The organism is Curtobacterium sp. MCLR17_042 (genome assembly GCF_003234695.1).
In the GTDB taxonomy this organism is placed as follows: Bacteria; Actinomycetota; Actinomycetes; order Actinomycetales; family Microbacteriaceae; genus Curtobacterium; species Curtobacterium flaccumfaciens.
Genome location: NZ_QKTD01000026.1, coordinates 1 through 24,714, shown reverse-complemented (window position 1 = coordinate 24,714; position 24,714 = coordinate 1). Strand labels below are relative to the sequence as shown.

25 protein-coding genes are annotated in these 24,714 nt (G+C 71.1%); 12 read left to right on the top strand and 13 right to left on the bottom strand.

The window, feature by feature from the left end:
* Positions 1-245: 245 nt before the first annotated feature.
* A complete protein-coding gene (locus tag DEJ02_RS17745) occupies positions 246-1,142 on the bottom strand; it encodes a hypothetical protein (RefSeq protein WP_111034004.1) in 897 nt (298 codons plus the stop codon).
* Positions 1,143-1,225: 83 nt separating this feature from the next.
* The gene (gene glpX / locus DEJ02_RS17740; RefSeq protein ID WP_017886722.1) at positions 1,226-2,215 is read right to left on the bottom strand and encodes a class II fructose-bisphosphatase; all 990 of its coding nucleotides are present in this window, start codon (positions 2,213-2,215) and stop codon (positions 1,226-1,228) included.
* Positions 2,216-2,374: 159 nt separating this feature from the next.
* On the opposite strand from glpX, the gene fbaA reads away from it, so the two are divergent.
* Positions 2,375-3,403, top strand: a complete 1,029-nt coding sequence (gene fbaA / locus DEJ02_RS17735; RefSeq protein WP_017886723.1) for a class II fructose-bisphosphate aldolase — start codon at positions 2,375-2,377, stop codon at positions 3,401-3,403.
* A 105-nt stretch (positions 3,404-3,508) separates the two neighbouring features.
* Positions 3,509-4,768 carry a M18 family aminopeptidase gene (locus DEJ02_RS17730; protein ID WP_071405751.1) on the top strand — a complete coding sequence of 420 codons (1,260 nt, stop codon included), beginning with the start codon at positions 3,509-3,511 and terminating at the stop codon, positions 4,766-4,768.
* A 400-nt stretch (positions 4,769-5,168) separates the two neighbouring features.
* Here the strand turns inward: DEJ02_RS17730 and DEJ02_RS17725 are convergent, their stop codons facing one another.
* Together DEJ02_RS17725 and DEJ02_RS17720 are read right to left on the bottom strand one after the other, a co-directional pair.
* Complete coding sequence (locus tag DEJ02_RS17725) at positions 5,169-5,915, bottom strand: DUF6264 family protein (RefSeq protein ID WP_111034003.1); 747 nt, start codon at positions 5,913-5,915, stop codon at positions 5,169-5,171.
* A complete protein-coding gene (locus DEJ02_RS17720) occupies positions 5,912-6,976 on the bottom strand; it encodes a 4-hydroxy-3-methylbut-2-enyl diphosphate reductase (RefSeq protein ID WP_081827167.1) in 1,065 nt (354 codons plus the stop codon). Before DEJ02_RS17720 ends, DEJ02_RS17725 begins: the two co-directional genes overlap by 4 nt.
* A 126-nt stretch (positions 6,977-7,102) precedes the next feature.
* On the opposite strand from DEJ02_RS17720, the gene xseA reads away from it, so the two are divergent.
* The 5 genes from xseA (at position 7,103) to DEJ02_RS17695 (ending at position 11,457) form a co-directional block, all read left to right on the top strand.
* A complete protein-coding gene (gene xseA, locus DEJ02_RS17715) occupies positions 7,103-8,338 on the top strand; it encodes an exodeoxyribonuclease VII large subunit (protein ID WP_111034002.1) in 1,236 nt (411 codons plus the stop codon).
* 71 nt (positions 8,339-8,409) lie between these two features.
* Positions 8,410-8,655: an exodeoxyribonuclease VII small subunit gene (locus tag DEJ02_RS17710; RefSeq protein WP_017886728.1), complete on the top strand. Its 246-nt coding sequence runs from the start codon at positions 8,410-8,412 to the stop codon at positions 8,653-8,655.
* Positions 8,652-9,287: a DUF4245 domain-containing protein gene (locus DEJ02_RS17705; protein WP_110864396.1), complete on the top strand. Its 636-nt coding sequence runs from the start codon at positions 8,652-8,654 to the stop codon at positions 9,285-9,287. The genes DEJ02_RS17710 and DEJ02_RS17705 overlap by 4 nt, the downstream gene beginning before the upstream one ends.
* Before the next feature lie 56 nt (positions 9,288-9,343).
* Positions 9,344-9,958, top strand: a complete 615-nt coding sequence (locus tag DEJ02_RS17700) for a carbonic anhydrase (RefSeq protein WP_027464510.1) — start codon at positions 9,344-9,346, stop codon at positions 9,956-9,958.
* A 95-nt stretch (positions 9,959-10,053) separates the two neighbouring features.
* On the top strand, positions 10,054-11,457 hold the full coding sequence (locus tag DEJ02_RS17695; RefSeq protein ID WP_111034001.1) for an aspartate ammonia-lyase: 1,404 nt from the start codon (positions 10,054-10,056) through the stop codon (positions 11,455-11,457).
* A gap of 93 nt (positions 11,458-11,550) precedes the next feature.
* On the opposite strand, the gene DEJ02_RS17690 is transcribed toward DEJ02_RS17695, so the two are convergent.
* The 3 genes from DEJ02_RS17690 to DEJ02_RS17680 all read right to left on the bottom strand — a co-directional run bounded on the left by DEJ02_RS17690 (position 11,551) and on the right by DEJ02_RS17680 (position 15,413).
* Positions 11,551-12,912, bottom strand: a complete 1,362-nt coding sequence (locus tag DEJ02_RS17690) for a PhoH family protein (protein ID WP_175330838.1) — start codon at positions 12,910-12,912, stop codon at positions 11,551-11,553.
* Positions 12,913-13,432: 520 nt separating this feature from the next.
* Positions 13,433-14,542 carry an aminotransferase class V-fold PLP-dependent enzyme gene (locus DEJ02_RS17685; RefSeq protein WP_110860697.1) on the bottom strand — a complete coding sequence of 370 codons (1,110 nt, stop codon included), beginning with the start codon at positions 14,540-14,542 and terminating at the stop codon, positions 13,433-13,435.
* An 85-nt stretch (positions 14,543-14,627) separates the two neighbouring features.
* On the bottom strand, positions 14,628-15,413 hold the full coding sequence (locus tag DEJ02_RS17680) for an isoprenyl transferase (protein ID WP_027464506.1): 786 nt from the start codon (positions 15,411-15,413) through the stop codon (positions 14,628-14,630).
* A gap of 96 nt (positions 15,414-15,509) precedes the next feature.
* Between DEJ02_RS17680 and DEJ02_RS17675 the strand changes: the two genes are divergently transcribed.
* Positions 15,510-16,223: a hemolysin III family protein gene (locus DEJ02_RS17675; protein WP_258378777.1), complete on the top strand. Its 714-nt coding sequence runs from the start codon at positions 15,510-15,512 to the stop codon at positions 16,221-16,223.
* 202 nt (positions 16,224-16,425) lie between these two features.
* Here DEJ02_RS17675 and DEJ02_RS17670 read toward each other — a convergent pair whose 3' ends face one another.
* Positions 16,426-16,731: a hypothetical protein gene (locus DEJ02_RS17670; RefSeq protein ID WP_017886736.1), complete on the bottom strand. Its 306-nt coding sequence runs from the start codon at positions 16,729-16,731 to the stop codon at positions 16,426-16,428.
* A complete protein-coding gene (mca, locus tag DEJ02_RS17665) occupies positions 16,728-17,618 on the bottom strand; it encodes a mycothiol conjugate amidase Mca (RefSeq protein ID WP_027464504.1) in 891 nt (296 codons plus the stop codon). The genes DEJ02_RS17670 and mca overlap by 4 nt, the downstream gene beginning before the upstream one ends.
* A gap of 19 nt (positions 17,619-17,637) precedes the next feature.
* Here mca and DEJ02_RS17660 point away from each other — a divergent pair, with 19 nt between their 5' ends.
* Together DEJ02_RS17660 and greA are read left to right on the top strand one after the other, a co-directional pair.
* Entirely contained in the window at positions 17,638-18,129 is a 492-nt protein-coding gene (locus DEJ02_RS17660; protein ID WP_051596498.1) for a DUF4307 domain-containing protein, read from the top strand.
* Between the two features lie 71 nt (positions 18,130-18,200).
* Complete coding sequence (gene greA / locus DEJ02_RS17655; RefSeq protein ID WP_017886739.1) at positions 18,201-18,689, top strand: transcription elongation factor GreA; 489 nt, start codon at positions 18,201-18,203, stop codon at positions 18,687-18,689.
* 132 nt (positions 18,690-18,821) lie between these two features.
* On the opposite strand, the gene ilvA is transcribed toward greA, so the two are convergent.
* Complete coding sequence (gene ilvA, locus DEJ02_RS17650) at positions 18,822-20,081, bottom strand: threonine ammonia-lyase (RefSeq protein WP_071406124.1); 1,260 nt, start codon at positions 20,079-20,081, stop codon at positions 18,822-18,824.
* Between the two features lie 48 nt (positions 20,082-20,129).
* Complete coding sequence (locus DEJ02_RS17645) at positions 20,130-21,389, bottom strand: AI-2E family transporter (protein WP_051596497.1); 1,260 nt, start codon at positions 21,387-21,389, stop codon at positions 20,130-20,132.
* Between the two features lie 92 nt (positions 21,390-21,481).
* On the opposite strand from DEJ02_RS17645, the gene DEJ02_RS17640 reads away from it, so the two are divergent.
* A complete protein-coding gene (locus tag DEJ02_RS17640) occupies positions 21,482-22,765 on the top strand; it encodes a winged helix-turn-helix domain-containing protein (protein WP_111033999.1) in 1,284 nt (427 codons plus the stop codon).
* Positions 22,766-22,769: 4 nt separating this feature from the next.
* On the opposite strand, the gene DEJ02_RS17635 is transcribed toward DEJ02_RS17640, so the two are convergent.
* Positions 22,770-23,672, bottom strand: coding sequence for a M48 family metalloprotease (locus DEJ02_RS17635; RefSeq protein ID WP_111033998.1), 903 nt, complete (start codon positions 23,670-23,672; stop codon positions 22,770-22,772).
* Positions 23,673-23,691: 19 nt separating this feature from the next.
* The gene (locus DEJ02_RS17630; RefSeq protein WP_027464499.1) at positions 23,692-24,273 is read right to left on the bottom strand and encodes a LemA family protein; all 582 of its coding nucleotides are present in this window, start codon (positions 24,271-24,273) and stop codon (positions 23,692-23,694) included.
* A gap of 218 nt (positions 24,274-24,491) precedes the next feature.
* Between DEJ02_RS17630 and DEJ02_RS18585 the strand changes: the two genes are divergently transcribed.
* Positions 24,492-24,714 (top strand): hypothetical protein (locus tag DEJ02_RS18585; protein WP_181422667.1); only part of this gene is annotated, 223 nt, incomplete at its 3' end.

Below are 24,714 nucleotides of genomic sequence, written 5' to 3'. Positions count from 1 at the left end.
CTGCAACCGGGTCGAGGCGTCATCGGCCGCGTCGGAGATGCGCTGGTACTCCCGCGCCATCATCCGCAACGTCGACGGATCACCCTTGACCGGATCATCACCCTGATCGACAACGTCCCACCCCGACGGCCGCCCCATCATTCCTCCCCAGGTCCGATCTCTCGCGCCGTTGTCCACAAGCGCGCGAGTGTGACCATATCAGGGGGCAGCGACGGGGACGAGTGCCGCCGACCGGGGTCGACCCGTCAGAGGGCCGCGCGGACCGACTCGAGATCCGGGAAACCGCGGAGCCGGTAGCGCGTCGGGCGGACCTCGAGTTCCTCGATCAACCCGGAGGCCAGCTCCCGCAGCCGACCGAACGGCACGGGCTGCGTCTGCCCGTCGAGGGTCACGAGCACGATTGTGTCGACCGCGGCGACGACGGTCTCGACGTCCTCGGTCCACGACGAGTACGAGAAGGCCGGGTCGTCCTCGGCGAGCCGGGCGACCGAGACCGCACCGACGTGGACGTCCTCGCCCCGCCGGTCGAACGACTCCTGCAGGGCGTCCTGCTGCAGGTTCGCGGCGGTCGCCGTCCAGAGCGCGCGGATCGTCCGGAGCTCGCCGTCGAGTGACGGGTGCTCGAACCGGACCCACCCGTCACCGCGCAGCACCATGGGCGGTCCACTCAGGACCTCGCCCTCGTCGTCGGCCAGGATCTGCTGGGCGACACCGGCCGCGACCTGGAGCCCGTCCTCGTCCTGGTCGCCGGTGACGATGAACGTCGTCGGCGCAACCGGGAAGACCACTGCGCTGCCGCGGAACTCGATCCCCTGGAACGCCTGCGGTGCGAGCACGAGCACCACGGCGAGGTCGGGGTCCTGGATGACGATCGTGCCGGGCTGGATCACTGCCACGTCGCCTCCGGCCTGCTCCTGCGCGGCGGCGACGGCTGCACGCAGGACGTCGTCGTCCGCCCAGCCCATCTCGGCGAGCGCCGGCGCGGTGAGGATCACGCCGTCCTCGTCCGCCAGGATCACGCCGAGGTCGGGCGCCACCGGCACGACGTGCGGCAGCCGGTCGGCCGTGCCGTCCGCCTCCGCGTGCAGCGTGCGGATGCCCGCGGTGTCCAGTCCGACGATCCGTGCCGTTGTCGCAGTCATGCGTCGAGCCTACGCAAGGGCTCGTACAACGGGGCGCCGCCGGAAGACCGGCGACGCCCCGAAGCGGCGGACGATCGTCCGGCCTAGAACCACTTCTCCGCACGGTGGTCCGCCTGGATGCGGCGGATCGTGTTCGAGCGCGAGCGGAGCACGAGCGAGTCGGTGTGGATGACGCCGCGCGAACGACGGACACCGTCGACCAGGACGCCGTCGGTGACGCCGGTGGCGACGAAGAACGTGTTGTCACCCGTGACCAGGTCGTCCTGGTCGAGGACCTTGTCCAGGTCGTGGCCGGCGGCGATGGCGCGCTCGCGCTCCTCGTCGTCCTTCGGCTGGAGCTTGCCGAGGATCACGCCGCCGAGCGCCTTGATCGCGCACGCCGTGATGATGCCCTCGGGGGTGCCGCCGACACCGACGCACATGTCGATCGTCGAGCCGGGCAGGGCCGCGGCGATGCCACCCGCGACGTCACCGTCGAGCAGCAGTCGCGTGCCGGCACCGGTCGCGCGGATGGCGCGGATCAGCTCGTCGTGGCGCGGACGGTCGAGCACGGCGACGACCATGTCCTCGAGGTCCTTGCCCTTGGCCTTCGCCAGCGCGCGGATGTTGTCACCGATCGGCTTCTCGAGGTCCAGGACACCGCGACCCTCGGGGCCGGCGGCGATCTTGTCCATGTAGAAGACGGCGGAGGGGTCGTACATCGAGCCGCGGTCCGAGACGGCCATGACGGAGATGGCGTTCTGGCGGCCGGCTGCGGTGAGCGAGGTGCCGTCGATCGGGTCGACCGCGATGTCGCAGGCCGGACCGTGACCGTTGCCGACGTGCTCGCCGTTGTAGAGCATCGGGGCGTTGTCCTTCTCGCCCTCACCGATGACGACGACGCCGTCGAAGTTCACCGTGCCGAGGAACTTGCGCATCGCGTCGACCGCGGCGCCGTCGGCGAGGTTCTTCTCACCACGCCCGACCCACGGCTGCGCACGGATCGCGGCGGCCTCCGTCGCACGCACGAGCTCGAGCGCGAGGTTGCGGTCGGGCTGGAGGAACAGGGAGCCGGTTTCCGTAGTGGGAGTCACGACCCGAGCCTACCGACCGGCGGCCGACCCGCGGTCCGGACACCGGGCCCGTGCACGCATGTGCACGCCGGACGTGAGCCGACCGCGTAACCCGGACCGCGCCTCCAGTCCGGCTGACTACGATCGGCGGGGACATCACCGAAGTCGAAGGAGATCCACGTGCCCATCGCAACGCCGGAACAGTACGCCGAGATGATCGAACGCGCGAAGGCGGGCAAGTTCGCGTACCCCGCGGTCAACGTCTCCTCCTCGCAGACCATCAACGCGGTCCTCCAGGGCCTGCAGGAGGCCGGTTCCGACGGCATCCTCCAGGTCACGACGGGCGGTGCCGACTACTTCGCCGGCCACACCATCAAGAACCGCGCAGCGGGTGCCCTCGCGATGGCGAAGTTCGCCCACGAGGTCGCCAAGAACTACGACATCACGGTCGCGCTGCACACCGACCACTGCCCGAAGGACGCTCTCGACGGCTTCGTCCTGCCGCTCATCGCGGCGAGCGAGGAAGAGGTCCGGCAGGGTCGCAACCCGATCTTTCAGTCGCACATGTGGGACGGTTCGGCCGTGCCGCTCGACGAGAACATCGAGATCGCGAAGACCATGATCGAGAAGACGCGAAACATCAACGCGATCCTCGAGGTCGAGATCGGCGTCGTCGGCGGCGAAGAGGACGGCGTCCAGCACGAGGGCACGAACGACGCGCTCTACACGACCCCGAACGACGTCGAGAAGGTCGTCGACGCGCTCGGCCTGGGCGACAAGGGTCGCTGGATCGCGGCGCTCACCTTCGGCAACGTGCACGGCGTCTACAAGCCGGGCAACGTCAAGCTCCGTCCCGAGCTCCTCGGCGAGATCCAGGCGTCCGTCGCGGCGAAGCACGGCACCGGCGAGAACCCCCTCGACCTCGTCTTCCACGGCGGCTCCGGCTCGACCGACGACGAGATCCACGAGGCCGTCCGCAACGGCGTCATCAAGATGAACATCGACACGGACACCCAGTACGCGTTCACCCGCTCGATCGCGGACTCGATGTTCCGCAACTACGAGGGTGTCCTGAAGATCGACGGCGAGGTCGGCAACAAGAAGCAGTACGACCCCCGCGCCTGGGGCAAGGTCGCCGAGACCGCCATGGCGGCTCGCGTCGTCGAGGCCGCGAAGGTCCTCGGCTCGGCAGGCCACGCCAAGGGCTGAGCAGGTCCGTCCGGCCGGGTCCACCGGCTTGGAGGAACGGGGTGCGTCCGACGGACGCGCCCCGTTCTGCGTCGGGTCGCCTCCACCCCGTGCCACGATGGGCGGGTGACCGTCGACGCCATCGCCTCCGAGTTCGCCCAGTTCGTCACCGAGTCGCCCACCGCGTTCCACGCGGCGGCGGCGACCCGTGACCGTCTCGTCGCAGCCGGGTTCACCGAGCTGTCCGAGCTCGACGCCTGGCCGACCGAACCCGGTGCGTACGTGGTGGTCCGCGACGGCGCCGTCATCGCGTGGCGCCTGCCCGACGGTGCCGTCCCGACGACGCCGTTCCGGATCCTCGGCGCCCACACCGACTCCCCCGGCTTCCGCGTGAAGCCGAACCCCGGCGTGCGCACCGGGGGCTGGGAGCAGCTCAACGTCGAAGTCTACGGCGGCGCGCTCCTGTCGACCTGGTTCGACCGCGACCTGCGGATCGCCGGCCGGGTCGTCGACGCCGACGGCAGCGTGCGGCTCGTCAGCACCGACGCCGTCGCCCGCATCCCGAACCTCGCTATCCACCTCGACCGCGGGGTGAACGACGGCAAGGAGATCGACCGCCAGCGCCACACCCTGCCGATCGTCGGGGTCGACGGCGACGCCGGTGGGACCTCCGTCGTGGAGTGGCTGCTCGCCCGGCTCGGCGAGGGCGCCGTGTCGTGGGACCTGTTCCTCGCCGACACCCAGGCGCCGGCCCGGATCGGCATCGAGCGGGAGTTCCTGGCGTCCGGCCGGATGGACAACCTGACGAGCGTGCACGCCGGACTCCGGGGCATCGTCGACGCTCCGACCGATGGTGACCACATCCCGGTGTTCGCGGCGTTCGACCACGAGGAGATCGGGTCGTCGACGCCGTCCGGTGCCGGTGGTCCGTTCCTCGAGGACGTCCTCGGCCGTGTGCAGGAAGGACTCGGCGCCACCCGCTCCGAAGCCGCCCGGGCGTTCCGTGGGTCGTGGCTGCTGTCGAGCGACGCCGGGCACCTGGTGCACCCGAACCAGCCGGAGAAGCACGACCCGACGAACCGCCCGCGCCCCGGGGCCGGACCGCTGCTGAAGATCAGCGCGAACCAGCGCTACATGACCGAGGCGAAGGGCGAGGCCGTCTGGGCCGCCGCCTGCGAAACAGCCGGTGTGCCGTGGCAGCCGTTCGTCAACGTGAACACGATCCCCGGCGGCTCGACCATCGGCCCGATCGCGGCGACCCGACTCGGGATCCCGACGATCGACATCGGCGTCGGACTGCTGTCGATGCACTCGATCCGGGAGCTCGTGCACGTCGACGACCTGGCTGCCCTGCACGGAGCGGTCGCGGCGTTCCTGGCCGGCTGACCTCCGGCTGCTGGCTGGGGTGGTCGCGACTCCCCGCGCTCGTGTTGCCGAGGGGTCACGAAGTGTCGGTTGCGCCGGTGCCAGACGACACTTCCTGCCCACTCGACGGCGGGGCCGCGGCGTGTTGCGACCACTCGGCGGTGGCTGCTGCGCTCGCCCGCGAGGCTGACGAACCTCGCCGGAGGGACACCGGCACGCGACTGGCCGACGGACGGGCTGCCGAGAGGTCACGACTCCCCGCGCTCGTGTCGCCGAGGGGTCACGAAGTGTCGGTTGCGCCGGTGCCAGACGACACTTCGTGACCGCTCGACGGCGGGGCCGCGGCGTGTTGCGACCACTCGGCGCGCGGAGGCGGGCGCCGCGAGCAGCCCGGCGGTCAGGCGGTCAGGCGGTCAGGCGGTCAGGCGCCGGACTGTCGCAGCATGAAGTCGACGAAGGCCTGGTCCTGCATGACCACGACGACGAACGCGATCGTGCTGATCGCCGTGGCGACGACCGCGCCGACCAGCGGCACCCAGAACGTCCGCTTCCGTGCGCGGAGTCGACGGATGGACCACCAGGCGACCAGGGCGAAGACGACCACGTTGGTGATCGCGGCGATGGCGGCCGCCGTGCTCAGGGCGCTCGGGTCGTTCAGCGCCGTGTACTGGGTCTCGAGGGTGCGCCGCACGGTGGAGGCGACCTCGCCCACGGACAGGGACTGCACCACGGAGACCAGCCCGAAGGCGAGCAGCCCGACGGTGAGCACGAAGTCCGCCGGTGTGCGACCGAACCGGCTGCGGGCCATCGACCGCTGCGCCCCGGCAGGGACTGCACCGGAGCGAGCGTCCGCACCGGCGCGTTCGCCGCGGACGCCGTCGCTCGGAGCAGCGTCGCGCAGGCCCGTAGCGGGGGCCCGGTCCTGTTCCTCCCGTGCCTGACGCTCCCGCTCCTGGCGTTCCTGCTCGACGAGGACCGGGTTCACCCAACCCTCTGGTGCGTACTCGCCGTACCCGGGGGCGGGACGGCCCTGGGGCCGACCGTTCGCGGGACCGGCGGCCGACGTCGCGGACGCCCCCCGGGCCTCCTGGCCGGTACCAGCGCCGGCGTCGCCGTGGTTCGCCGGGTCGCGACGCGGGACCGAGGACCAGCCGTCCGAGCCGCTCATGCCCGACGCCCGCCGAGCGCGCGCGTCGGGTTGCCCGAGGCGTCGGTGCGGAGCTCCTTGGGGAGCGAGAACATCAGGTCCTCGTGTGCGGTGACGACCTCTTCGACGGCGGCGTAGCCGGCGTCGGCGAGCTGTTCGAGCACCTCGGCCACGAGTTCTTCCGGCACGGACGCACCGCTGGTCACGCCGACCGTCTCGACACCGTCGAGCCACTCCTGCTGGATCTCCTCCGCGTAGTCGACGCGGTGGGCGGCGCGGGCACCGTGCTCGAGCGCGACCTCTACGAGGCGGACGCTGTTCGACGAGTTCGCGGAGCCGACCACGATCACCAGGTCGGCACCGGGCGCGACCTTCTTGATCGCGACCTGGCGGTTCTGGGTGGCGTAGCAGATGTCGTCCGACGGGGGGTCCTGGATGGCCGGGAACTTCTCGCGCAGCAGCCGCACGGTCTCCATCGTCTCGTCGACGCTGAGCGTGGTCTGCGACAGCCAGACGAGGTTGTCCGGGTCCGGTACCGACAGTGCGGCGACGTCGTCGGGGCCGTTCACCAGGATCGTGCGGTCCGGGGCGTGCCCCATCGTGCCCTCGACCTCTTCGTGGCCGGCGTGGCCGATCAGGATGATGGTGCGCTCGGCCTTGGCGAACCGGGTGGCCTCGCGGTGGACCTTGGTGACGAGGGGGCAGGTGGCGTCGATGGCGTGCAGGTCGCGCTCGGCGGCACCCGCGACGACGGCCGGCGACACCCCGTGCGCGCTGAAGACGACGTGCGAGCCCCGGGGGACCTCGGCCACGTCGTCGACGAAGACGGCACCGCGCTGCTCGAGCGTCGACACCACGTGCACGTTGTGGACGATCTGCTTGCGGACGTAGACGGGCTCGCCGTACTGCTCCAACGCCTTCTCGACCGCGACGACCGCACGGTCCACCCCGGCGCAGTAACCACGGGGGGCTGCGAGCAGCACCTTCTTGGGGCCGGCGACCGGTTCGTCACGCAGTCGACCCCGTGCCGCGTGCACACGCGGCGGGGCGAGCGGGACCGTGTGGCCGTTGGTGATCGTCACGTCCCCGATGATAGGTGAGCGGCACGCACGCGACCTGGGCGCGCGGAGTGCCTGTGGAGAACACGACGTCCGTCGCCTGTCACCGGTCTCGGGCACGATGGACGTCCCAGCAGGACGAGGAGCGACATGGCGATCGAACAGGGCCCGCCGACGGCCGACAACCCGTGGCCGGTGGCGCTCCTCGGCGCGAAGCTCCGCGACTGGATCGACCGACTCGGCACCGCGTGGGTCGAGGGCGAGATCACGCAGTGGAACGTCGCCGGCGGCAACGTGTACGGCAAGCTCAAGGACGTCGAGGTCGACGCCACCGTGTCGTTCTCCATCTGGTCGAGCGTGCGCTCCCGGGTGCCGGCGGACATCAAGCAGGGCGACCGCGTCGTCGCCGCCCTCAAGCCGAACTACTGGGTCAAGGGCGGCTCGCTGACCATGCAGGTCGTCGAGATGAAGCACGTCGGGCTCGGTGACCTGCTCGAACGCCTCGAGCGCCTCCGCCGCACCCTCGCCGAGGAAGGGCTGTTCGACCCGTCCCGGAAGCGGCGTCTGCCGTTCCTGCCGCATCGCATCGGCCTCATCACCGGCAAGGACTCCGACGCCGAGAAGGACGTCAAGCGGAACGCGCAGCTGCGGTGGCCCCAGGTGGAGTTCCGCACAGTGCACACAGCCGTGCAGGGCGAACGGACCGTGGGCGAGGTCACGGCGGCGATCCTCGAGCTCGACGCCGACCCCGAGGTCGACGTCATCATCATCGCGCGCGGCGGCGGCGACTTCCAGAACCTGCTCGGCTTCAGCGACGAAGGACTCGTCCGTGCGGCGTCCGCGGCGTCGACCCCGATCGTCTCGGCGATCGGGCACGAGGCCGACCGCCCGATCCTCGACGAGGTCGCCGACCTGCGCGCCTCGACCCCGACGGACGCCGCCAAGCGGGTCGTGCCCGACGTCGCCGAGGAGCTCGCCAACGTCCGGGCGGCCCGCGCCCGGCTCGGGCTCCGGCTCTCGCACACGCTGTCGGTCGAGGCCGACCGGCTCGCCGCGCTGCGGTCGCGCCCGGCCCTGGCGTCGACCGCGTGGCTTGTCGACACCCGCGCGGAAGAGGTCGCCCGCGACCTGTCCCGTGCCCGCGAACTGCTCGACCGCCGGCTGGAGCGCGGGCACTCCGAGGTCGGGCACCTGACCGCCCGGCTCCGGGCACTCTCACCGCGGGACACCCTGCGCCGCGGGTACGCCATCGTGCAGCGGGCCGACGGGGGTGTCGTCCGCGGCACCGACGACCTGTCCGGAGCGACACCGGTGCACGTCACGCTCGGTGCCGGCACGGCCACGGGCACGCTCGAACCGGACGGCCCCGGCCCGGACGGCTCCTGACCACCACGGGTGTTCTCCACAGCCTGGGACCGGGCGACGGATCGTCGGTGGACGCTCGGTAGGATCGACCCGTGCCATCCCAGCAGGAACCCGAGCAGACCGACGTCCAGTCGCTGAGCTACGAAGCGGCCCGCGACGAACTCGTGCGCGTCGTGAGCGAGCTCGAACAGGGCTCCGCGACCCTCGAGCGTTCGCTGGCGCTCTGGGAACGGGGCGAAGCCCTCGCCGCCCGGTGCGAAGAGTGGCTCGTCGGCGCCCGCGCACGGCTCGACGCGGCCCGTGCCGCCAGCGACGCCCAGGACGGCTCCGGCCGATGACCGACGCCGACGGCCGCCCGATCGTCGCCGAGCTCGGTCGCCCCGAGACGGCAGAGGAGACGTGGGCCCGCAAGGACGCCGCCCGGACCGCCCGCCGACAGCACCAGACCGCGTTCAACCTGGTCATCGCGCTCATCGCCTCGCTCGGCATCGTGCTGTTCCTGGTGGCGGTCGTCGTCCGGCCCGACACCACGGTGGACCGCACCGTCGACTACCAGCAGATCGCGGCGAAGGCGAACGTCGACGACGTCACCCTGGTGGCGCCGCCGCTGCCCGACGGCTACAGCGCCAACCGCGCGGACTTCGCCAGCAAGACCACCGACGGCGTGGACGTCTGGACCGTCGGCTTCGTGACGCCGGACAAGCAGTACCTCGGTCTGCAGCAGGGCATCGACGCCAACGCCTCGTGGGTGTCGAACCAGCTCGACCAGCGCCCGTCCACCGGTGACCGCACCATCGGCGACACGGAGTGGACCGTCTACGACCGCCGCGCCGAGGGCACCGATGCCGGCAACCACGCGTACTCGCTCGTCTCGACGTTCGGCAAGAACACGATCGTGCTCTCCGGCACCGCCGACGACAAGGCGTTCCGGACCGTCGCGACCGCCGTCTCCCGAGAACTGACCGAGTAGACGACGGGCACCGCCCCGCCAGTCACCACCCCGTCCCACCCGAACCGAGGAGCCCCATGCCCGACCGCGCCGCCTCCACCCCGTCCGACGCCCTGCGCCTGCTGGTCGACGGCAACGCCCGCTTCGCCGCCGACAAGCGCCGGATGGGCCGCGTGGACCCGGACCGCCGCACCGAGCTCGAAGGATCGCAGTCGCCGTTCGCGACCGTCCTCGGCTGCTCGGACTCGCGGGTGCCGTTCGAGCACGTCTTCGACGCCGGCATCGGTGACCTGTTCGCCATCCGCAACGCCGGTCAGATCGTCGACGACGTCGTCCTCGGCTCGATCGAGTTCGCGGTCGTCGCCCTGGGCACGCCCCTGGTCGTCGTGCTCCGGCACACCCGGTGCGGTGCGGTCGCTGCAGCACGCTCCGGTGAGCCCGTCCCCGCTCCGCACCTGCAGGCCCTCGTCGACGCGATCGCCCCGAGCGTCGAGAAGGTCCGACTCACCGACGCCGAGCTCCCGCAGGAAGCCGTCGGCGCCGCGCACCTCGAAGCCACCCTCCGCCAGGTGATCGAGCGCTCCGGCGCGGTCTCCGACGCCGTGGCCGAGGGTAGATTGGCCGTCGTCGGGGCGACCTACGACCTCGCCACCGGAGAAGTCACCATCGACACCGTCGTCGGCCAGGTCTGACCGACCCCGACGACGACCGCCCCGGCGACCCCGGGGCGCAGGCACGGGCCGGCGCGACCGCGACCGGCGAGCACCCCAGGAAGGACCACGACGACGTGACCGACACCACCCCGACCGAGTTCCGCATCGAGCACGACACCATGGGCGAGGTACGGGTGCCGAAGTCGGCGCTCTACCGTGCCCAGACCCAGCGCGCCGTCGAGAACTTCCCCATCTCGGGCACCGGGCTCGAGTCGGCGCAGATCGTGGCGCTCGCACGGATCAAGCGTGCGGCGGCCATCGTGAACGGTGAACTCGGCATCGTCGAGCCCGCCGTCGCCGACGCCATCGCCGGCGCGGCCGACCTGATCATCGGCGGGCAGCACCACGACCAGTTCCCGGTCGACGTCTACCAGACCGGCAGCGGCACGTCGTCGAACATGAACATGAACGAGGTGCTCGCGACACTGGCGTCCGACATCGCGGGTTCGGCGGTCCACCCGAACGACCACGTCAACGCCTCGCAGTCGTCGAACGACGTCTTCCCCACCTCGGTGCACGTCGCCGTGACCGAGGCGCTCCTCCGCACCCTCGTGCCCGCCCTCGAGCACCTCGCCGAGTCCCTCGAGGCGAAGGCCACGCTCTGGGCCGACGCGGTGAAGTCCGGCCGGACGCACCTGATGGACGCCACGCCCGTCACCCTCGGGCAGGAGTTCGGCGGCTACGCACGCCAGATCCGCCTGGGCGTCGAGCGTGTGCAGGCGACGCTCCCCCGCGTCGCCGAGGTCCCGCTCGGCGGCACCGCGGTCGGCACGGGCATCAACACGCCCAAGGGGTTCCCGCAGCGGGTCATCGCCCAGCTCGCGAGCGACACCGACCTGCCGATCACCGAGGCCGTCGACCACTTCGAGGCGCAGGGCGCGCGTGACGCCCTGGTCGAGGCCTCCGGTGCGCTCAAGGTCCTCGCCGTCAGCCTGACGAAGATCAACAACGACCTGCGCTGGATGGGCTCCGGTCCGAACACCGGCCTGGGCGAGCTGCACATCCCCGACCTGCAGCCCGGCTCCTCGATCATGCCGGGCAAGGTGAACCCGGTGATCCCCGAGGCCACCCTGATGGTCGGCGCCCGGGTCATCGGCAACGACGCCACCATCGCCTGGGCCGGCGCCTCGGGTGCGTTCGAGCTCAACGTCGCCATCCCGGTGATGGGCACGGCGCTGCTCGAGTCGATCCGCCTGCTGGCGAACAGCTCGCGGGTGCTCGCGGACAAGACCATCGACGGCCTGCAGGCGAACCTCGAGCGTGCCCGCGCCTTCGCGGAGTCCTCGCCGTCGATCGTCACCCCGCTCAACCGGGTCATCGGCTACGAGGCTGCCGCCAAGGTCGCGAAGTACGCCGTCGCCGAGGGCATGACCGTGCGCGAAGCCGTCGTGGCCCTCGGCCACGTCGAGCGCGGCGAGGTCACCGAGGCGCAGCTCGACGAGGCGCTCGACGTCCTCAGCATGACCCACCCGAAGTAGCGCGACGCTCCTGACGCACCCCCAGGACGGACGGGAGGCCCGGTGCCAGCTGGCACCGGGCCTCCCGTCCGTCACGTGGCGGCTCGACGCGCGCTACACCAGATCGGGCGAGTCCAGCAGGTCGGTGACCAGGGCCGCGATCGCGGAGCGCTCGGACCGCGTCAGCGTGACGTGCGCGAAGAGCGGGTGCCCCTTGAGCCGCTCGATGACCGATGCGATCCCGTCGTGCCGGCCGACCCGCAGGTTGTCGCGCTGCGCGACGTCGTGGGTGAGCACGACCCGTGAGTTCTGACCGATGCGGGAGAGCATCGTGAGCAGCACGTTCCGTTCGAGCGACTGCGCCTCGTCGACGATCACGAAGGCGTCGTGCAGGGAGCGGCCGCGGATGTGGGTCAGGGGCAGCACCTCGATCAGGCCGCGTTCGACCACCTCGTCGAGGACGTTGTCCGACACCACTGAACCGAGGGTGTCGTAGACGGCCTGCGCCCAGGGGTTCATCTTCTCGCCGGCGTCGCCGGGCAGGAAGCCGAGGTCCTGCCCGCCCACGGCGTACAGCGGCCGGAACACCATGATCTTCTTGTGCTGCTGCCGTTCGAGCACCGCTTCGAGTCCGGCGCACAGGGCGAGCGCCGACTTGCCCGTGCCGGCGCTGCCGCCGAGCGAGACGATGCCGATCTCGGAGTCGAGCAGCGCGTCGATCGCGAGCCGCTGCTCGGCCGAGCGCCCACGGAGGCCGAAGACCTCGCGGTCGCCGCGCACCAGGGCGACGGCGCCGGCGACGTGGACGCGGCCGAGGGCCGATCCGCGTTCGGAGTGGATGACGACGCCGGTGTTCACCGGGACGCCGTCGAGCTTCGAGGACCGGATCTCCTCTTTCTCGTACAGGTCGGACATCTGCTCGCCGGACACCTGCAGGTCGGCGATGCCGGTGTAGCCCGAGTCGACCGCGAGTTCGGCGCGGTACTCCTCCGCCGCCATGCCGATCGAGGACGCCTTGACCCGGAGCGGCAGGTCCTTCGACACGACCACGACGTCGAGTCCGTCGTTCTTGAGGTTCGACGCGACGGCGAGGATGCGGGAGTCGTTGTCGCCGAGCTGCAGACCCGACGGCAGGACGGACTGGTTGGAGTGGTTCAGTTCGACGCGGAACGAGCCGCCGTCGCCGATCGCGATCGGGAAGTCGAGCCGCTCGTGCTCGATGCGCAGTTCGTCGAGCAGCCGGAGGGCCTGCCGGGCGAAGTACCCGATCTCCGGGTCGTTGCGCTTCGCCTCGAGTTCGCTGACGACCACCACGGGCAGGACCACGGCGTGCTCGGCGAAGCGGAACAAGGCCCGCGGATCGCTGAGGAGCACCGATGTGTCGAGCACGTACGTGCGCTGGGCGACCGATGTGGACGAGTCCGCGGTGTGCTGCTGCTGTGCTCCGCGAGAGACGTTCTGAGAGGTCACGACCACTCCATCCCCGGGCCGCGACGGGCCCGGTCCTGTCCTCGAACGCGGCCACGGAGCGGGTCCCGAAGCACCGACTGTGGCCGCTTCGATCGGGCGCGGTGCCCGATGGGGACAACGTACGTCCGGCCCCCGACACCCCGACAGCGACACGCGGTTTCCGGAGTTACGGTCGCGTGAACAACGCGAGCGCGGCTCGCGACGCCGCGCGCGGCGGTGGCGCCGAGTGGTCACGGACCGTCGGCTGCGACGGCGCCAGCCGACAGATGGTGACCACTCGGCGGACGTGAGCGCGGTGCCGTGACCGCTCGCGGAACGCGGACGGGAGGCCCGGGGCGGCCTGGCACCGCGCCTCCAGTCCGTCCGGTGGTCGCGACTCGTCGCGCGCGCAGCGCCGACTGGTCACGAACCGTCGGCTGCGACGGCGCCAGCCGACAGATGGTGACCACCCGGCGGACGTGAGCGGGGTGTCCTGACCGCTCGCGGGACGCGGACGGGAGGCAGCAAGCGCAGCAGCCAGCCGCTGCTACTGCATCGTGGCGTACGAGACGCAGGCGTCGCGGAACATGTCCAGGGTCTCGTCGGTGGTCGACGGGAACACGGACACCCGCGCGACGCCGAGCCGCGTGGTCGCGGTGACGCCGTGGTTGTGCATCGCGGCGGACAGGGCCGTCACGCGACCCTGCGTCGGCCGGAGCACCACGATGCCGGCGCGCTCGGCCGGGTCGCGGCTGGACTCGACCTCGAGCCCGAACTCGTCGGCGATGGCGAACACGCGCTCGACGCGGTCGGTGACCCGCTCCTGCACGGCGGCGACGCCGACCGCGGTGAGACGCTCGAGCGACACCGCGAGCCGGGCCTGCGCAACCGGGTCGATGCGGGACATCTGGAAGCCGGCGGCCCCCGGACGCACCGCGGGGACCTCGGTGGGCCAGCCGGACGTGCCGTGCGGGCCGGACAGCGCAGGACGGATCCGGTTCAGCGCACGGTCGCTGAACGCCACGAACCCGGTGCCCCACCCGGCGTGCAACCACTTCTGTCCGCCGGTGGCGACGACGTCGGCGACCTCGTACGGGGCGTCGACGACGCCGAAGCCCTGGATCGCGTCGACGATGAGCAGGCGGTCGCCGATGACCTCCCGGATGGCGGCGAGGTCGGTCAGGTAGCCGGTGCGCCAGTCGACCAGGGACACCGCGACGGCGGTCACCTCGTCGGTCAGGCGCTCACGGATCAGCTCGGGGGTCACCCAGCCGGCACCCGACTCGATGACGACGGGCTGCACCCGTCCGCCGGTGGCCGAGGCGGCGCTGGCGAGTGCAAGGGGCAGCGACGGGTACTCGTCGGCTGACACGAGCACGCCACCGGTCAGACCGAAGGCGGTGTGCAGCAGGCCAGGGGTCGTCGCGGCCTGCGAGACGACCTGGTCCTCACGGCGGCCGACCAGGCGGGCTGCGACGGTGCGGACGCGGGCGTCCTGCTCGTCGAGGGTCTCCATGGCGCCGAAGCGCATGTGTGCCTGGATGGTGCCGAGCACACGCTGCTCCTCGAGCACGGCGGTCTGCACGGGGCCGAACGCAGCGTGGTCGAGGTAACCGGGGTCTTCGGAGAAGCCGGCGGCGTACTCGTCGATGTTCACAGGTGGTGCACCTTTCACAGGGTTGAACCCTGAGAGCCTACTGGGACGCGGCTCCGCCGACGAACCCGGTGCGGGAGGTGGCTGGTCAGCCGCCGAAGCGACGCGACCGGAGGCCGAAGTCGCGGACCGCCCGGAGGAAGTCGACCTCGCGCAGGTCCGGGTAGAACGCCTCGACGAAGTAGAACTCGCTGTGCGCGCTCTGCCACAGCATGAAGTCGGAGAGCCGCTGCTCGCCCGAGGTCCGGATCACCAGGTCGGGGTCGGGCTGACCCTGCGTGTACAGGTGGTCGCCGATGAGCTCCGGCGTCAGGACCTCGGCCAGGGTGTCGATGGTGCCGCCACCCGCGCCGTGCGCCTGCACGATGCTGCGCATGGCGTCCGCGATCTCACGACGGCCGCCGTACCCGACGGCCAGGTTGACGTGGAGGCCGGTGCGGCCGGCGGTGCGCTGCTCGGCCTGTTCGAGCGCGGTCACCAGGTTCTCCGGCAGCCCCTCGTTCGACCCGACGTGCTGCACGCGCCAGTCACGGTTGTCGGCCAGGACCCCGGCGAGGTCGGCGATGATGCCGACGAGTTCCTCGAGCTCCTCGCCGCCGCGACCGGTCAGGTTGTCGGCGGACAGCAGGTACAGCGTCACGACCTCGATGCCGAGGTCGTCGCACCACGTCAGGAACTCCGGGATCTTCGCGGCGCCGGCGCGGTGGCCGTGTGCGGCGGACTCGAGCCCGAGCTGCTTCGCCCAGCGGCGGTTGCCGTCCACGATCATGGCGACGTGCTTGGGCTTCGCTGCACCCTCGAGCTGGCGGCGGATCCGGCGCTGGTAGGCGCGGTAGAGGATCCCTCGCCCTGTCCATCCCGCCGTCCCGGTCACGCACCGAGCGTAGTGCACCACCGACGCCGGATCCCTGAGGCTCCCGCTCTGCGGACACGTGGCTGTCGTTCGGGGTCAGGCCCTATGGTCGGGACCATGCAGGACGAGCACGAGACCGGAACACTCCCCCACGTCCCGTTCACGGAAGAGGCGTCGGCGACCGCGACCGCCGCCGAACCCCGTCCGGCCTGGCGCGGCTGGATCCACCTCGGTGCGTTCCCGTTCGCGATCGCGATGGGGATCGTCCTGATCACCCTCGCCGACAGCACCGCGGCGAAGGTCGGCAGCGCGGTGTTCATGGCGACGTCGTTGGCGATGTTCGGCGTCTCGGCGACCTACCACCGGTTCCCGTGGGGGCCGAAGGTGAAGGCCGTGCTGAAGCGCATCGACCACACCAACATCCTGCTGCTCATCGCCGGCACCTACACGCCCGTCGCGATCTGCGCCCTGCCGCACACCCTGATGGTCGTCGTGCTCTGGGTGATGTGGTCGGGCGCCGCGCTCGGCATCGCGTTCCGGGTGCTCTGGATCAACGCGCCCCGCTGGCTGTACGTCCCGATCTACCTGGTGCTCGGGTGCGCTGCGCTCGGATTGCTGCCGCAGTTCTTCGCGGCGAGCGTGCCGATGACCGTGCTCATCCTGTCCGGCGGCGTCGCGTACATCATCGGCGCGCTGGTCTACGGCTTCAAGCGGCCGAACCCGGTGCCGACGAAGTTCGGGTTCCACGAGGTGTTCCACGCCCTGACCGTGGTGGCGTTCGGTGCGCAGTGGGTCGGCGTGCTCATCGTGGCGCTGGACCCGGTGCGCTGACCGTCGCACGTTCCTTCCCAGAACGGGTGCGATACCTGGTGGTTCCGGGCGTACTCACCCGGAAGTTCCGACCAGGTACGCCCGGTTCGACCAGGTACGCCCGGTTCCGGTAGGCGCGCCCGGTTCCGGTCGGCGCGCGCACAAGGCGGACGGGAGGCCCGTGGCGATGCCGCCACGGGCCTCCCGTCCCTACCCGCTCGCGTCAGCCGCGCTCGGTGTCGTCGCCGACGTCGGCCCGGCCGTCCTCGGCCGCCCGCCGCTCCGGCTCGTCCGTCGCGGTGCCGTCACCCGCGGTGCCGTTCGCCTCGGCCTCGAGCCGCTCACGCACCTCGGCGCGGTAGCGGGTCCGACGGATGCGTCGGGTCATGTCCACGACGAGCAGGATCGTCACGATCGCGACGAGTGCGATCGCGATGAACCCGACGACACCCGGGGTGACGTCGACGTCGGGGACGACCGAGGGGCTGGGGCTGGGGGTGGCGGCGAGTGCCGCCGCGATGGTGCTCACGAGGTCGGTTCCTTGTCGGCTGGGATCCCGGCGAACAGGTCGGTCTCCGGGAGCTCGGTCGGCACGCGTGCCTCCACGAGCTGGTAGTCCTCGGTCGGCCACACCGTCGCGAGGAGGTCGTTCGGCCAGTAGAAGAAGGCACTGTCCGGTGCGACCTGGCTGGCGTGCGCGCGGAGTGCGGCGTCACGCTGGTCGAAGTACTCGTGCACGTCCACGTGGGTGGTGGCGAGGTCGGGCCGGTCGGCGAACCGCTCGACCCACTCGCGCAGCTGCTCGATCGCGGGGCTGTCCGGGTCGCGCTCCTGCAGGGCTTCGAAGATCGTGCTGAAGCGGCGCGGGTTCATCGTGCGCTCGTAGTAGAGCTTCGCGATCGACCACGGGGCACCCGCGGACGGGTACGCCGACGGGTCGGCGGCGGCGGACCACGCGGCCATCGACACCTCGTGCGTGCGGATGTGGTCGGGGTGCGGGTAGCCACCGTTCTCGTCGTAGGTGACGAGCACGTGCGGGCGGAACCGGCGGATCACGCGGACGAGGGCCTCGGTGCTGTACTCGAGCGGCACCGTGGAGAACGTGCCCGGCCGGACCGTCTCGCCCTTCTCGGCGTCGGGCAGCCCCGAGTCGTGGTAGCCGAGCCACACGTGGTCGATGCCGAGCGCCTGCTGCGCCGCGGCCATCTCGGTGCGGCGGTACCCGGCCATGTCGCGGTGTGCACGGCTCGTGGCCGGCTCGCCGAGTTGGTCGTTCAGGATGTCGCCGGCCTCGCCACCGGTGCAGGACACGACGAGCACCTGGTGCCCGTCGGCCACGTACTTCGCGGCGGTCGCGGCACCCTTGCTCGACTCGTCGTCGGGGTGGGCGTGGACGGCCAGCAGACGGTAGGGCACGTGGGGTTCCTCACTGCGGGTGAGCGGCGTCGGACGCGGGCAGCGCACAGCATCGCGTGAACTACCCTGGGATCAGGATATCCACCCCGGGAGCCCCGAACTGTCCGAACAGACCCAGACCGCCACCCTCGACGAGCGCTACGGCCGCACCCCGGCCCGCAAGCGCCGCAGCCGCCTCTTCGCGATCGTCGCGGCCATCGCCGTCGTCGTGGTCTTCGGTGCGTGGGTGATCTGGGCCGGGCTCGACCAGTCCGACCGCGGCCTCGACCAGGACGTCATCGGGTACGAGGTGCTGTCCGAGCACAGCACCGTCGTCCACTCGCAGGTGTCCGTCGACCCGGGCGTCGAGGCGAAGTGCGCCGTGCAGGTCCTCGACAAGAGCTACTCGATCGTGGGCTGGAAGGAGATCACCGTGCCGGCGTCCGAACAGCGCAGCCGGAGCATCTCCACGCAGGTCACCACGACGACGCGGGGCGTGACCGGCTTGATCCACGACTGCTGGATTCCCTAGACTGTCCTGATTCGCCTCTCGAGACCGACCACTCGGCCGGTCTCGTTTTTTCATGGTCGAAGGGACAGAACATGAGCAACGACACGCAGGTCACCTGGCTGACCCAGGAGGCGCACGACCGTCTCAAGGCGGAGCTCGACGAGCTGAGCGGCGAGGGCCGTGCCGAGATCGCGCGCCGCATCGAGGCCGCTCGCGAAGAGGGCGACCTCAAGGAGAACGGCGGCTACCACGCCGCGAAGGACGAGCAGGGCAAGATCGAGGCCCGCATCCGCGTCCTCACCGAGCTCCTCAAGCACGCCACCGTCAGCGAGGCGGAGTTCGACGGAACGGTCGAGCCGGGCACCGTCGTCACGGCGGTCATCGCCGGCGACGAGTCCACCTTCCTGGTCGGCAGCCGCGAGATCGTCGCCGAGGGCTCGGACCTGACGGTCTACAGCCCCGTCAGCCCCGTCGGCGCGGCCATCGTCGGCCTCAAGGCCGGCGACAAGGCCACGTACACGGCGCCGAACGGCAAGGAGATCGCCGTCGAGGTCGTCAAGATCGAGCGCTACGAGCCGTAGACCCGGCCCACTGCAGACGGGAGGCCCGTGGCGACACCGCCACGGGCCTCCCGTCTGTCCGCTGGTCGCGCCCAGAGCGCGCGCCGCACTTCCGACAGTCCACGCGTCGAACGACTCGTGGATCGTCGCGGACTAGTGCTCGAGGAGCTCGGGGCGGAAGCCGACCTCGTGCAGGCGCTGGATGACTTCCTGCGCGTGCTCGGGGCCGCGCGCCTCGATCGACAGGTCCAGCGCGACCTCGTTGATGACCAGGCCCTGCCCGTGGCGGGTGTGCAGCACCTCGACCACGTTCGCGCCGGCGTCCGAGATGACCTGCGCGACGCGGGCGAGCTGACCCGGGCGGTCCGGCAGCATGATGCGGATGCCGATGTAGCGCGAGGCGGCGACGAGCCCGCGGGTGATCACGCGCTCCATCATGAGCGGGTCGATGTTGCCGCCGCTCAGCAGCACCACGGTGCGGCCGGTGTCGCGGACGGCACCGGACATGATCGCGGCGACGCCGACGGCCCCCGCTGCCTCGACCACGAGCTTGGCGCGCTCGAGCAGGACGAGCAGGGCGCGGGCAGTGTCGTCGTCCGAGACGGTGACGATGTCGTCGACCAGGTCGCGGATGATCGGGAAGTTCAGGTCGCCGGGGCGCGCCACCGCGATGCCGTCGGAGATGGTCGGCTTCGTGGTGATGGTGACGGGCTCGCCGGCGGTGATCGACGACGGGTAGGCCGCAGCGTTCTCCGCCTGCACACCGATGACCCGGATCGGCCGTCCGAGCCGTTCGGCCATGCCCTTCACCGCGAGTGCGATGCCGGAGATGACGCCGCCGCCACCGATCGGCACCACGACGGTGTCGACGTCCGGCACCTGGTCGATGATCTCGAGGCCGAGCGTGCCCTGCCCGGCGATCACGGCCGGGTGGTCGAACGGCGGGATGAACACGGCGCCGGTGTGGGCGGCGAAGTCCTTCGCGGCGCTCAGCGCCTCTTCGACGGAGTGGCCGCGCAGCACGACGTCGGCGCCGTAGTGGCGCGTGGCCTGCAGCTTGGGCAGGGCGACGCCGACCGGCGTGAAGATCGTCGCGGGGATGCCGAGCTCGCGGGCGGCGAGGGCGACACCCTGCGCGTGGTTGCCGGCACTCGCGGCGACGACGCCCTTGGCGCGCTGCTCGGCGGACAGGGTCGAGAGCCGGTTGTAGGCACCGCGCACCTTGTAGGCACCGGTGCGCTGCAGGTTCTCGCACTTCAGGTGCACCGGGGACCCGAGCAGCTCGGCGAGGAACTGCGACGTCTCCATCGGGGTGACGCGTGCGACGCCCTTGATGGTCTCGCGCGCCGCCTCGATGTCCGCGAGGGTCGGGATCGCGGCGAGCGTGTGCGGGGAGGCGCTGGTGTCGGTCACTCCCCCATCATCGTCGTTCCGGGGCCCCGCGGCGAACTCGTGTGACGCTCAGTTGGTGCTGGCGGTGTCTTCCTCGGCCGAGGGACCCGAGTCGACGCCCGGCGCCGGGACGTCGTCCCCGACCTTGTGCCGACGGCGTCGGAGCAACTGGATCTGCCCGTGCTGCCCGCGCTTCGGCGTCGCTTCGAGGACGTGGTCGGAGTCGAGCCGCCGCCAGCGTCCGCTCGCGATGGTCGTGACCATGGCGTTGAGCGTCGCGATCAGCGGCACGGCGAAGAACGCCCCGGCGATGCCGGCGAGCCCGGAGGCCGCGGTCACGCCGAGGACGACCGCCAGCGGGTGGACCTTGACCGCGTTGCCCATGACGAGGGGCTGCAGGATGTGGCCCTCGATCTGCTGGACCAGCAGGACGACGCCGAGCACCAGGACCGCCGCGAGGGGGCCGTTGAAGATCAGCGCGACGAACACCGCCAGGAAGCCCGTGACGATCGCGCCGACGACCGGGATGAACGCGCCGAGGAACACGAACGCGGCGATCGGGATCACCAGCGGCATGCCGCCGAAGAAGAGCCCGACGATGAAGGAGCCCAGGCCGATGCCGACCGCGTCGACGAAGGCGACGAAGATCTGCACGCGGATGAAGCTCGTCAGGGTGATCCAGCCGGCGACACCCGCGCCGTCCACCGCTGCACGCGCCTTCTTCGGGAACAGCCGGACGGACCAACGCCAGACGTTCTTCCCGTCGATCAGCAGGAAGATCGTGGTGAACAGGATGATGAAGAGCGCCTCGAACGCGTGCGTCGCACCCGAACCCGCGCTGGCGACCCCGGACAGGATCGACGCGGAGTTGTCCTGCAGCCACTTCGTGCCGTCGTCGAGCCACCCGTTCACGTCGGACTGGCTGATGCCGAACCCGGAGCTCAGGACGAAGTCCTTGATGTTCGCGTACTGGTCGACCGTGCGGTCACGCAGGGACGGGTAGGACGCGATGATCTGGTCGACGACGAGCCAGATCAGGCCACCGAGCGCCGCGATGCCGCCGAGCAGGCTCATCACGACGGCGAGCCACTTGGGCACGTGGTGCCGCTGCAGCCAGTTGGAGATCGGCACGAGGAGCGCCGAGACCACGATGCCGACCAGGAACGGGATGAGGATCTCGCTGAAGACGGTGACGAGCCAGATGAAGACGGCGATCACGCCCACGACGACGAGCGCCCGCCACGACCACGCGCCGGCGATGCGCACGCCGACCGGGACGGATTCCTCGACCACGGGGTCGGGGTGTGTCTGCTTGCTTCCCCATGCCATGGCCCGAGTGTATCGATGTGCTTCCCGTCAGGTGCCAGATACGGCATACGTTCGTGGACGCTCATGTCGGCGGGGTTCGGTAGCGTCGCGGCATGCCCAGGTCGACGCTCTCCGCCGCCGAGGCCCGCCGGGTCGCACTCGCCGCGCAGGGGTTCGGACGGCCACCCGCTGAGCCGGTCTCGACGCGCGCGCTGAACGCCGCGTTCGGCCGGCTCGGGCTGCTGCAGATCGACTCCGTCAACGTGTTCGAGCGCAGTCACTACCTGCCGCTCTTCGCCCGGCTCGGTGCGTACGACCGGTCGACGCTCGACCGGCTGACGCTCGGACGATCCGGCCCGTACACCGAGTACTGGGCGCACGAGGCGGCGTTCATCCCCCGCGACGACCTGCGACTGTTCCGGTGGCGGATGGACGCCCTGCGGGAACGGGACGCCGGCCCGACCCGGGTCGACGGCGTCACGCGGACAGCTGCCGTCCGGCGCGAACTGCACGCCCTGCTCCGGGCCGAGGGGCCGATGCGGGCGAGCGCGGTGGAGCACGAGTCGAACGTGCGACGCGGCCCCTGGTGGGGGTGGAGCGACGTGAAGCTCGGGCTCGAGCAGATGTTCCGCTGGGGCGAGGCGGTGAGTGCCGGACGAGCCGGGTTCGAGCGGGTGTACGCCCTGCCGGAGCAGGTGCTGCCCGCGGGCTTCCTCGAGACCGCCCCGCCGCGTGCCGATGCCGTGCTCGAGCTCGTGCGTCAGGCCACACGGGCGCTCGGCATCGGCACCCGAGCGGACATCGCGGACTACTACCGGCTGCGCTCCGACGACACGGCCACCGCGATCGCCGACCTCACCGACGCCGGCGAGCTCCTGTCGGTGCGGGTCGAGGGCTGGGGCGAGCGGGCCTGGCTGCACGTGGGGGCTCGGGTCCCCCGGCAGCTGACGGCGGACGCGGTGCTGAGCCCCTTCGACCCGGTCGTCTGGTTCCGGCGGCGGGCCGAGCGCATGTACGGCTTCCACTACCGGATCGAGATCTACACGCCGGCGCCGAAGCGGGTCTTCGGCTACTACGTGCTGCCGGTGCTGCAGGACGACCGGCTCGTCGGGCGGATCGACCTGAAGAGCGACCGGCAGCGCGGTGTGCTCCGCGTCCGGACGGCGTGGCAGGAACCCGGCGAGCACCTGGACCCGGAGCGGCTCGCCGACACACTGCGACGGACCGCGAGCTGGCAGGGTCTCGGCGCGATCGAGGTGACCGACCGAGGAACCGCTGCTGCGGCCGTCGCCGGGGCGCTCGGAGTGCCCCTGGTGCCGCACGAGTCCGCTGACGACGCGGACACCCCCGAACCGATCGAGACGGCCGAGGACACGGTCGCCGACGGCATCGGCTGACCCGTCAGAACCGGTCGGCGTTCGCCCGCAGCCGCGTGATGCGGTCGGGCAGCGGCGGGTGCGTCGAGAACAGTCGGTCCATCACACCGGGGCGCATCGGGTCGGCGATCCACAGGTGCGCCATCGAGGAGTTCTGCGTCTGCATCGGTCGGCCGTACGCGCCGAGCTTCTCGAGGGCCCGGGCCAGGCCCTCCGGGTGCCGGGTCGTCATCGCCCCCGTCGCGTCGGCCAGGTACTCGCGCTGCCGGGACACCGCCGCCTGCACGCCGGCCGCGGCGATCGGGGCCACGATGACGGCGACGATCCCGGCGATGAGCAGCACCGGGTTGGCGCTGCCGCCGTTGTCCGAGTTGCGGTTCCGCCCGCCGGACAGGCCGCTGAAGATCGAGATGCGGAGCAGGACGTCGGCGATGAGGCCGACAGCCACGACGAGTCCGAAGACCATCGTGGACACCCGGATGTCGTAGTTCCGGACGTGTCCGAGCTCGTGCGCCATCACGCCCTGCAGCTCCTGGTCGTCCATGAGCTCGAGCAGCCCCGTCGTCGCCGCCACCACCGCGTGCTCCGGGTCACGCCCGGTGGCGAAGGCGTTCGGCGAGGGATCGGGGATGACGAACACCCGGGGCATCGGCATGCCGGTCGCGATGGCCAGGTTCTCGACGGTGCGCCACAGCCGTGGTTCCGAGACGCGGTCGACCTCGACCCCGCCGGCGATCGCGGTGGCCTGCCGTGCCGCCAGGAAGTACTGCAGCACCGCGTACCCGAGCGCGACCACGAGCACGATGAAGCCGATCGAGACGTTGCCGGCGAGGTACCCGCCGAGGAACCCGAGCGCGCCGATGATCAGCAGGAACACCAGGACGATGACCACGGTGTTGCGCTTGTTCCGCGCGATGGCGCTGTACACGTCGGATCCGACGCTGGGGTCAGAACTGGACGCGCGGCGGCTCGGCGATGGCCGCCGGCTCGTTCGTCTCGAAGAACGGGGCCTCGGAGAAACCGCGGTTCTTCGCGAACGTGGAGTTCGGGAACACCCGGATCTTCGTGTTCAGCTCACGCACGCCACCGTTGTAGAAGCGGCGGGCGGCCTGGATCTTGTCCTCGGTGTCGACGAGCTCGGACTGCAGCTGCAGGAAGTTCTGGCTCGACTGCAGCTGCGGGTACCCCTCGGCCACCGCGAAGACGCTCTTGAGCGCCTTCTGCATGTGCCCCTCGGCGGTGGAGGCCGTGTCGGCGTCACCGGCGGACAGGGTCTCGGCCCGGGCCTTCGTCACGTCGTCGAAGACCGCCTTCTCGTGCGTGGCGTACCCCTTGACCGTGTCCACGATGGTGGGGATCAGGTCGGCGCGGCGCTTCAGCTGCACCGAGATGTCGCTCCAGGCCTCGTCGACCCGGACCTTGAGCGTGACGAGGGAGTTGTACGTCACCCAGAGGTAGATCCCGATGATCACCAGGACGACCACCACCACTCCGACGACGATGAGCGTCGTGACGAGTCCGGTGTCCATGCGGGCGTACTCCTTTGCGCGTCGGGATCCGCGGTGCTGCGTTGGCCTGAACGGCCATCGTGAAGTCTATCGACGCGCTGAGCATGCTCCGTTCCGTGAGCAGTGTTCACGGCCGATTCCCGAGTCACGCACACCGGGTTCCCGGACTGCGGCCCGATCCCGAACCTCATCCGCGAGGTGTATTGACCGGAGGCCGCCGATCCCGTGGGATGGGTCCGGTGAACACGACCGGGGAGAACGTGGACGAGAGGGCTGTCGGGGGCGACAGCCCTCGTCGTCGTCCCCGCTTCGCCCTGCTCGCAGCTGCGACGACGGTCCTCGTCGCCGCCCTCCTCGGGGCCGCAGCAGCCCCGGCCATCGCGGTCGCCGCGGACGGCACGTCGGTCGACGCTGCCGCTGCGGACGCCCCGGCAGCCCCCGCCGCCCGGGCAGCCGCCACCC

Excerpts from the sequence above, each read along its gene's own strand:
- DEJ02_RS17745 (WP_111034004.1), bottom strand. The coding sequence starts at position 1,142 with ATGACTGCGACAACGGCACGGATCGTCGGACTGGACACCGCGGGCATC.
- DEJ02_RS17725 (WP_111034003.1), bottom strand. The coding sequence starts at position 5,915 with ATGAGCGGCTCGGACGGCTGGTCCTCGGTCCCGCGTCGCGACCCGGCG.
- xseA (WP_111034002.1), top strand. The coding sequence starts at position 7,103 with ATGGCGATCGAACAGGGCCCGCCGACGGCCGACAACCCGTGGCCGGTG.
- DEJ02_RS17705 (WP_110864396.1), top strand. The coding sequence starts at position 8,652 with ATGACCGACGCCGACGGCCGCCCGATCGTCGCCGAGCTCGGTCGCCCC.
- DEJ02_RS17700 (WP_027464510.1), top strand. The coding sequence starts at position 9,344 with ATGCCCGACCGCGCCGCCTCCACCCCGTCCGACGCCCTGCGCCTGCTG.
- DEJ02_RS17675 (WP_258378777.1), top strand. The coding sequence starts at position 15,510 with ATGCAGGACGAGCACGAGACCGGAACACTCCCCCACGTCCCGTTCACG.
- greA (WP_017886739.1), top strand. The coding sequence starts at position 18,201 with ATGAGCAACGACACGCAGGTCACCTGGCTGACCCAGGAGGCGCACGAC.
- DEJ02_RS17645 (WP_051596497.1), bottom strand. The coding sequence starts at position 21,389 with ATGGCATGGGGAAGCAAGCAGACACACCCCGACCCCGTGGTCGAGGAA.
- DEJ02_RS17640 (WP_111033999.1), top strand. The coding sequence starts at position 21,482 with ATGCCCAGGTCGACGCTCTCCGCCGCCGAGGCCCGCCGGGTCGCACTC.
- DEJ02_RS17630 (WP_027464499.1), bottom strand. The coding sequence starts at position 24,273 with ATGGACACCGGACTCGTCACGACGCTCATCGTCGTCGGAGTGGTGGTG.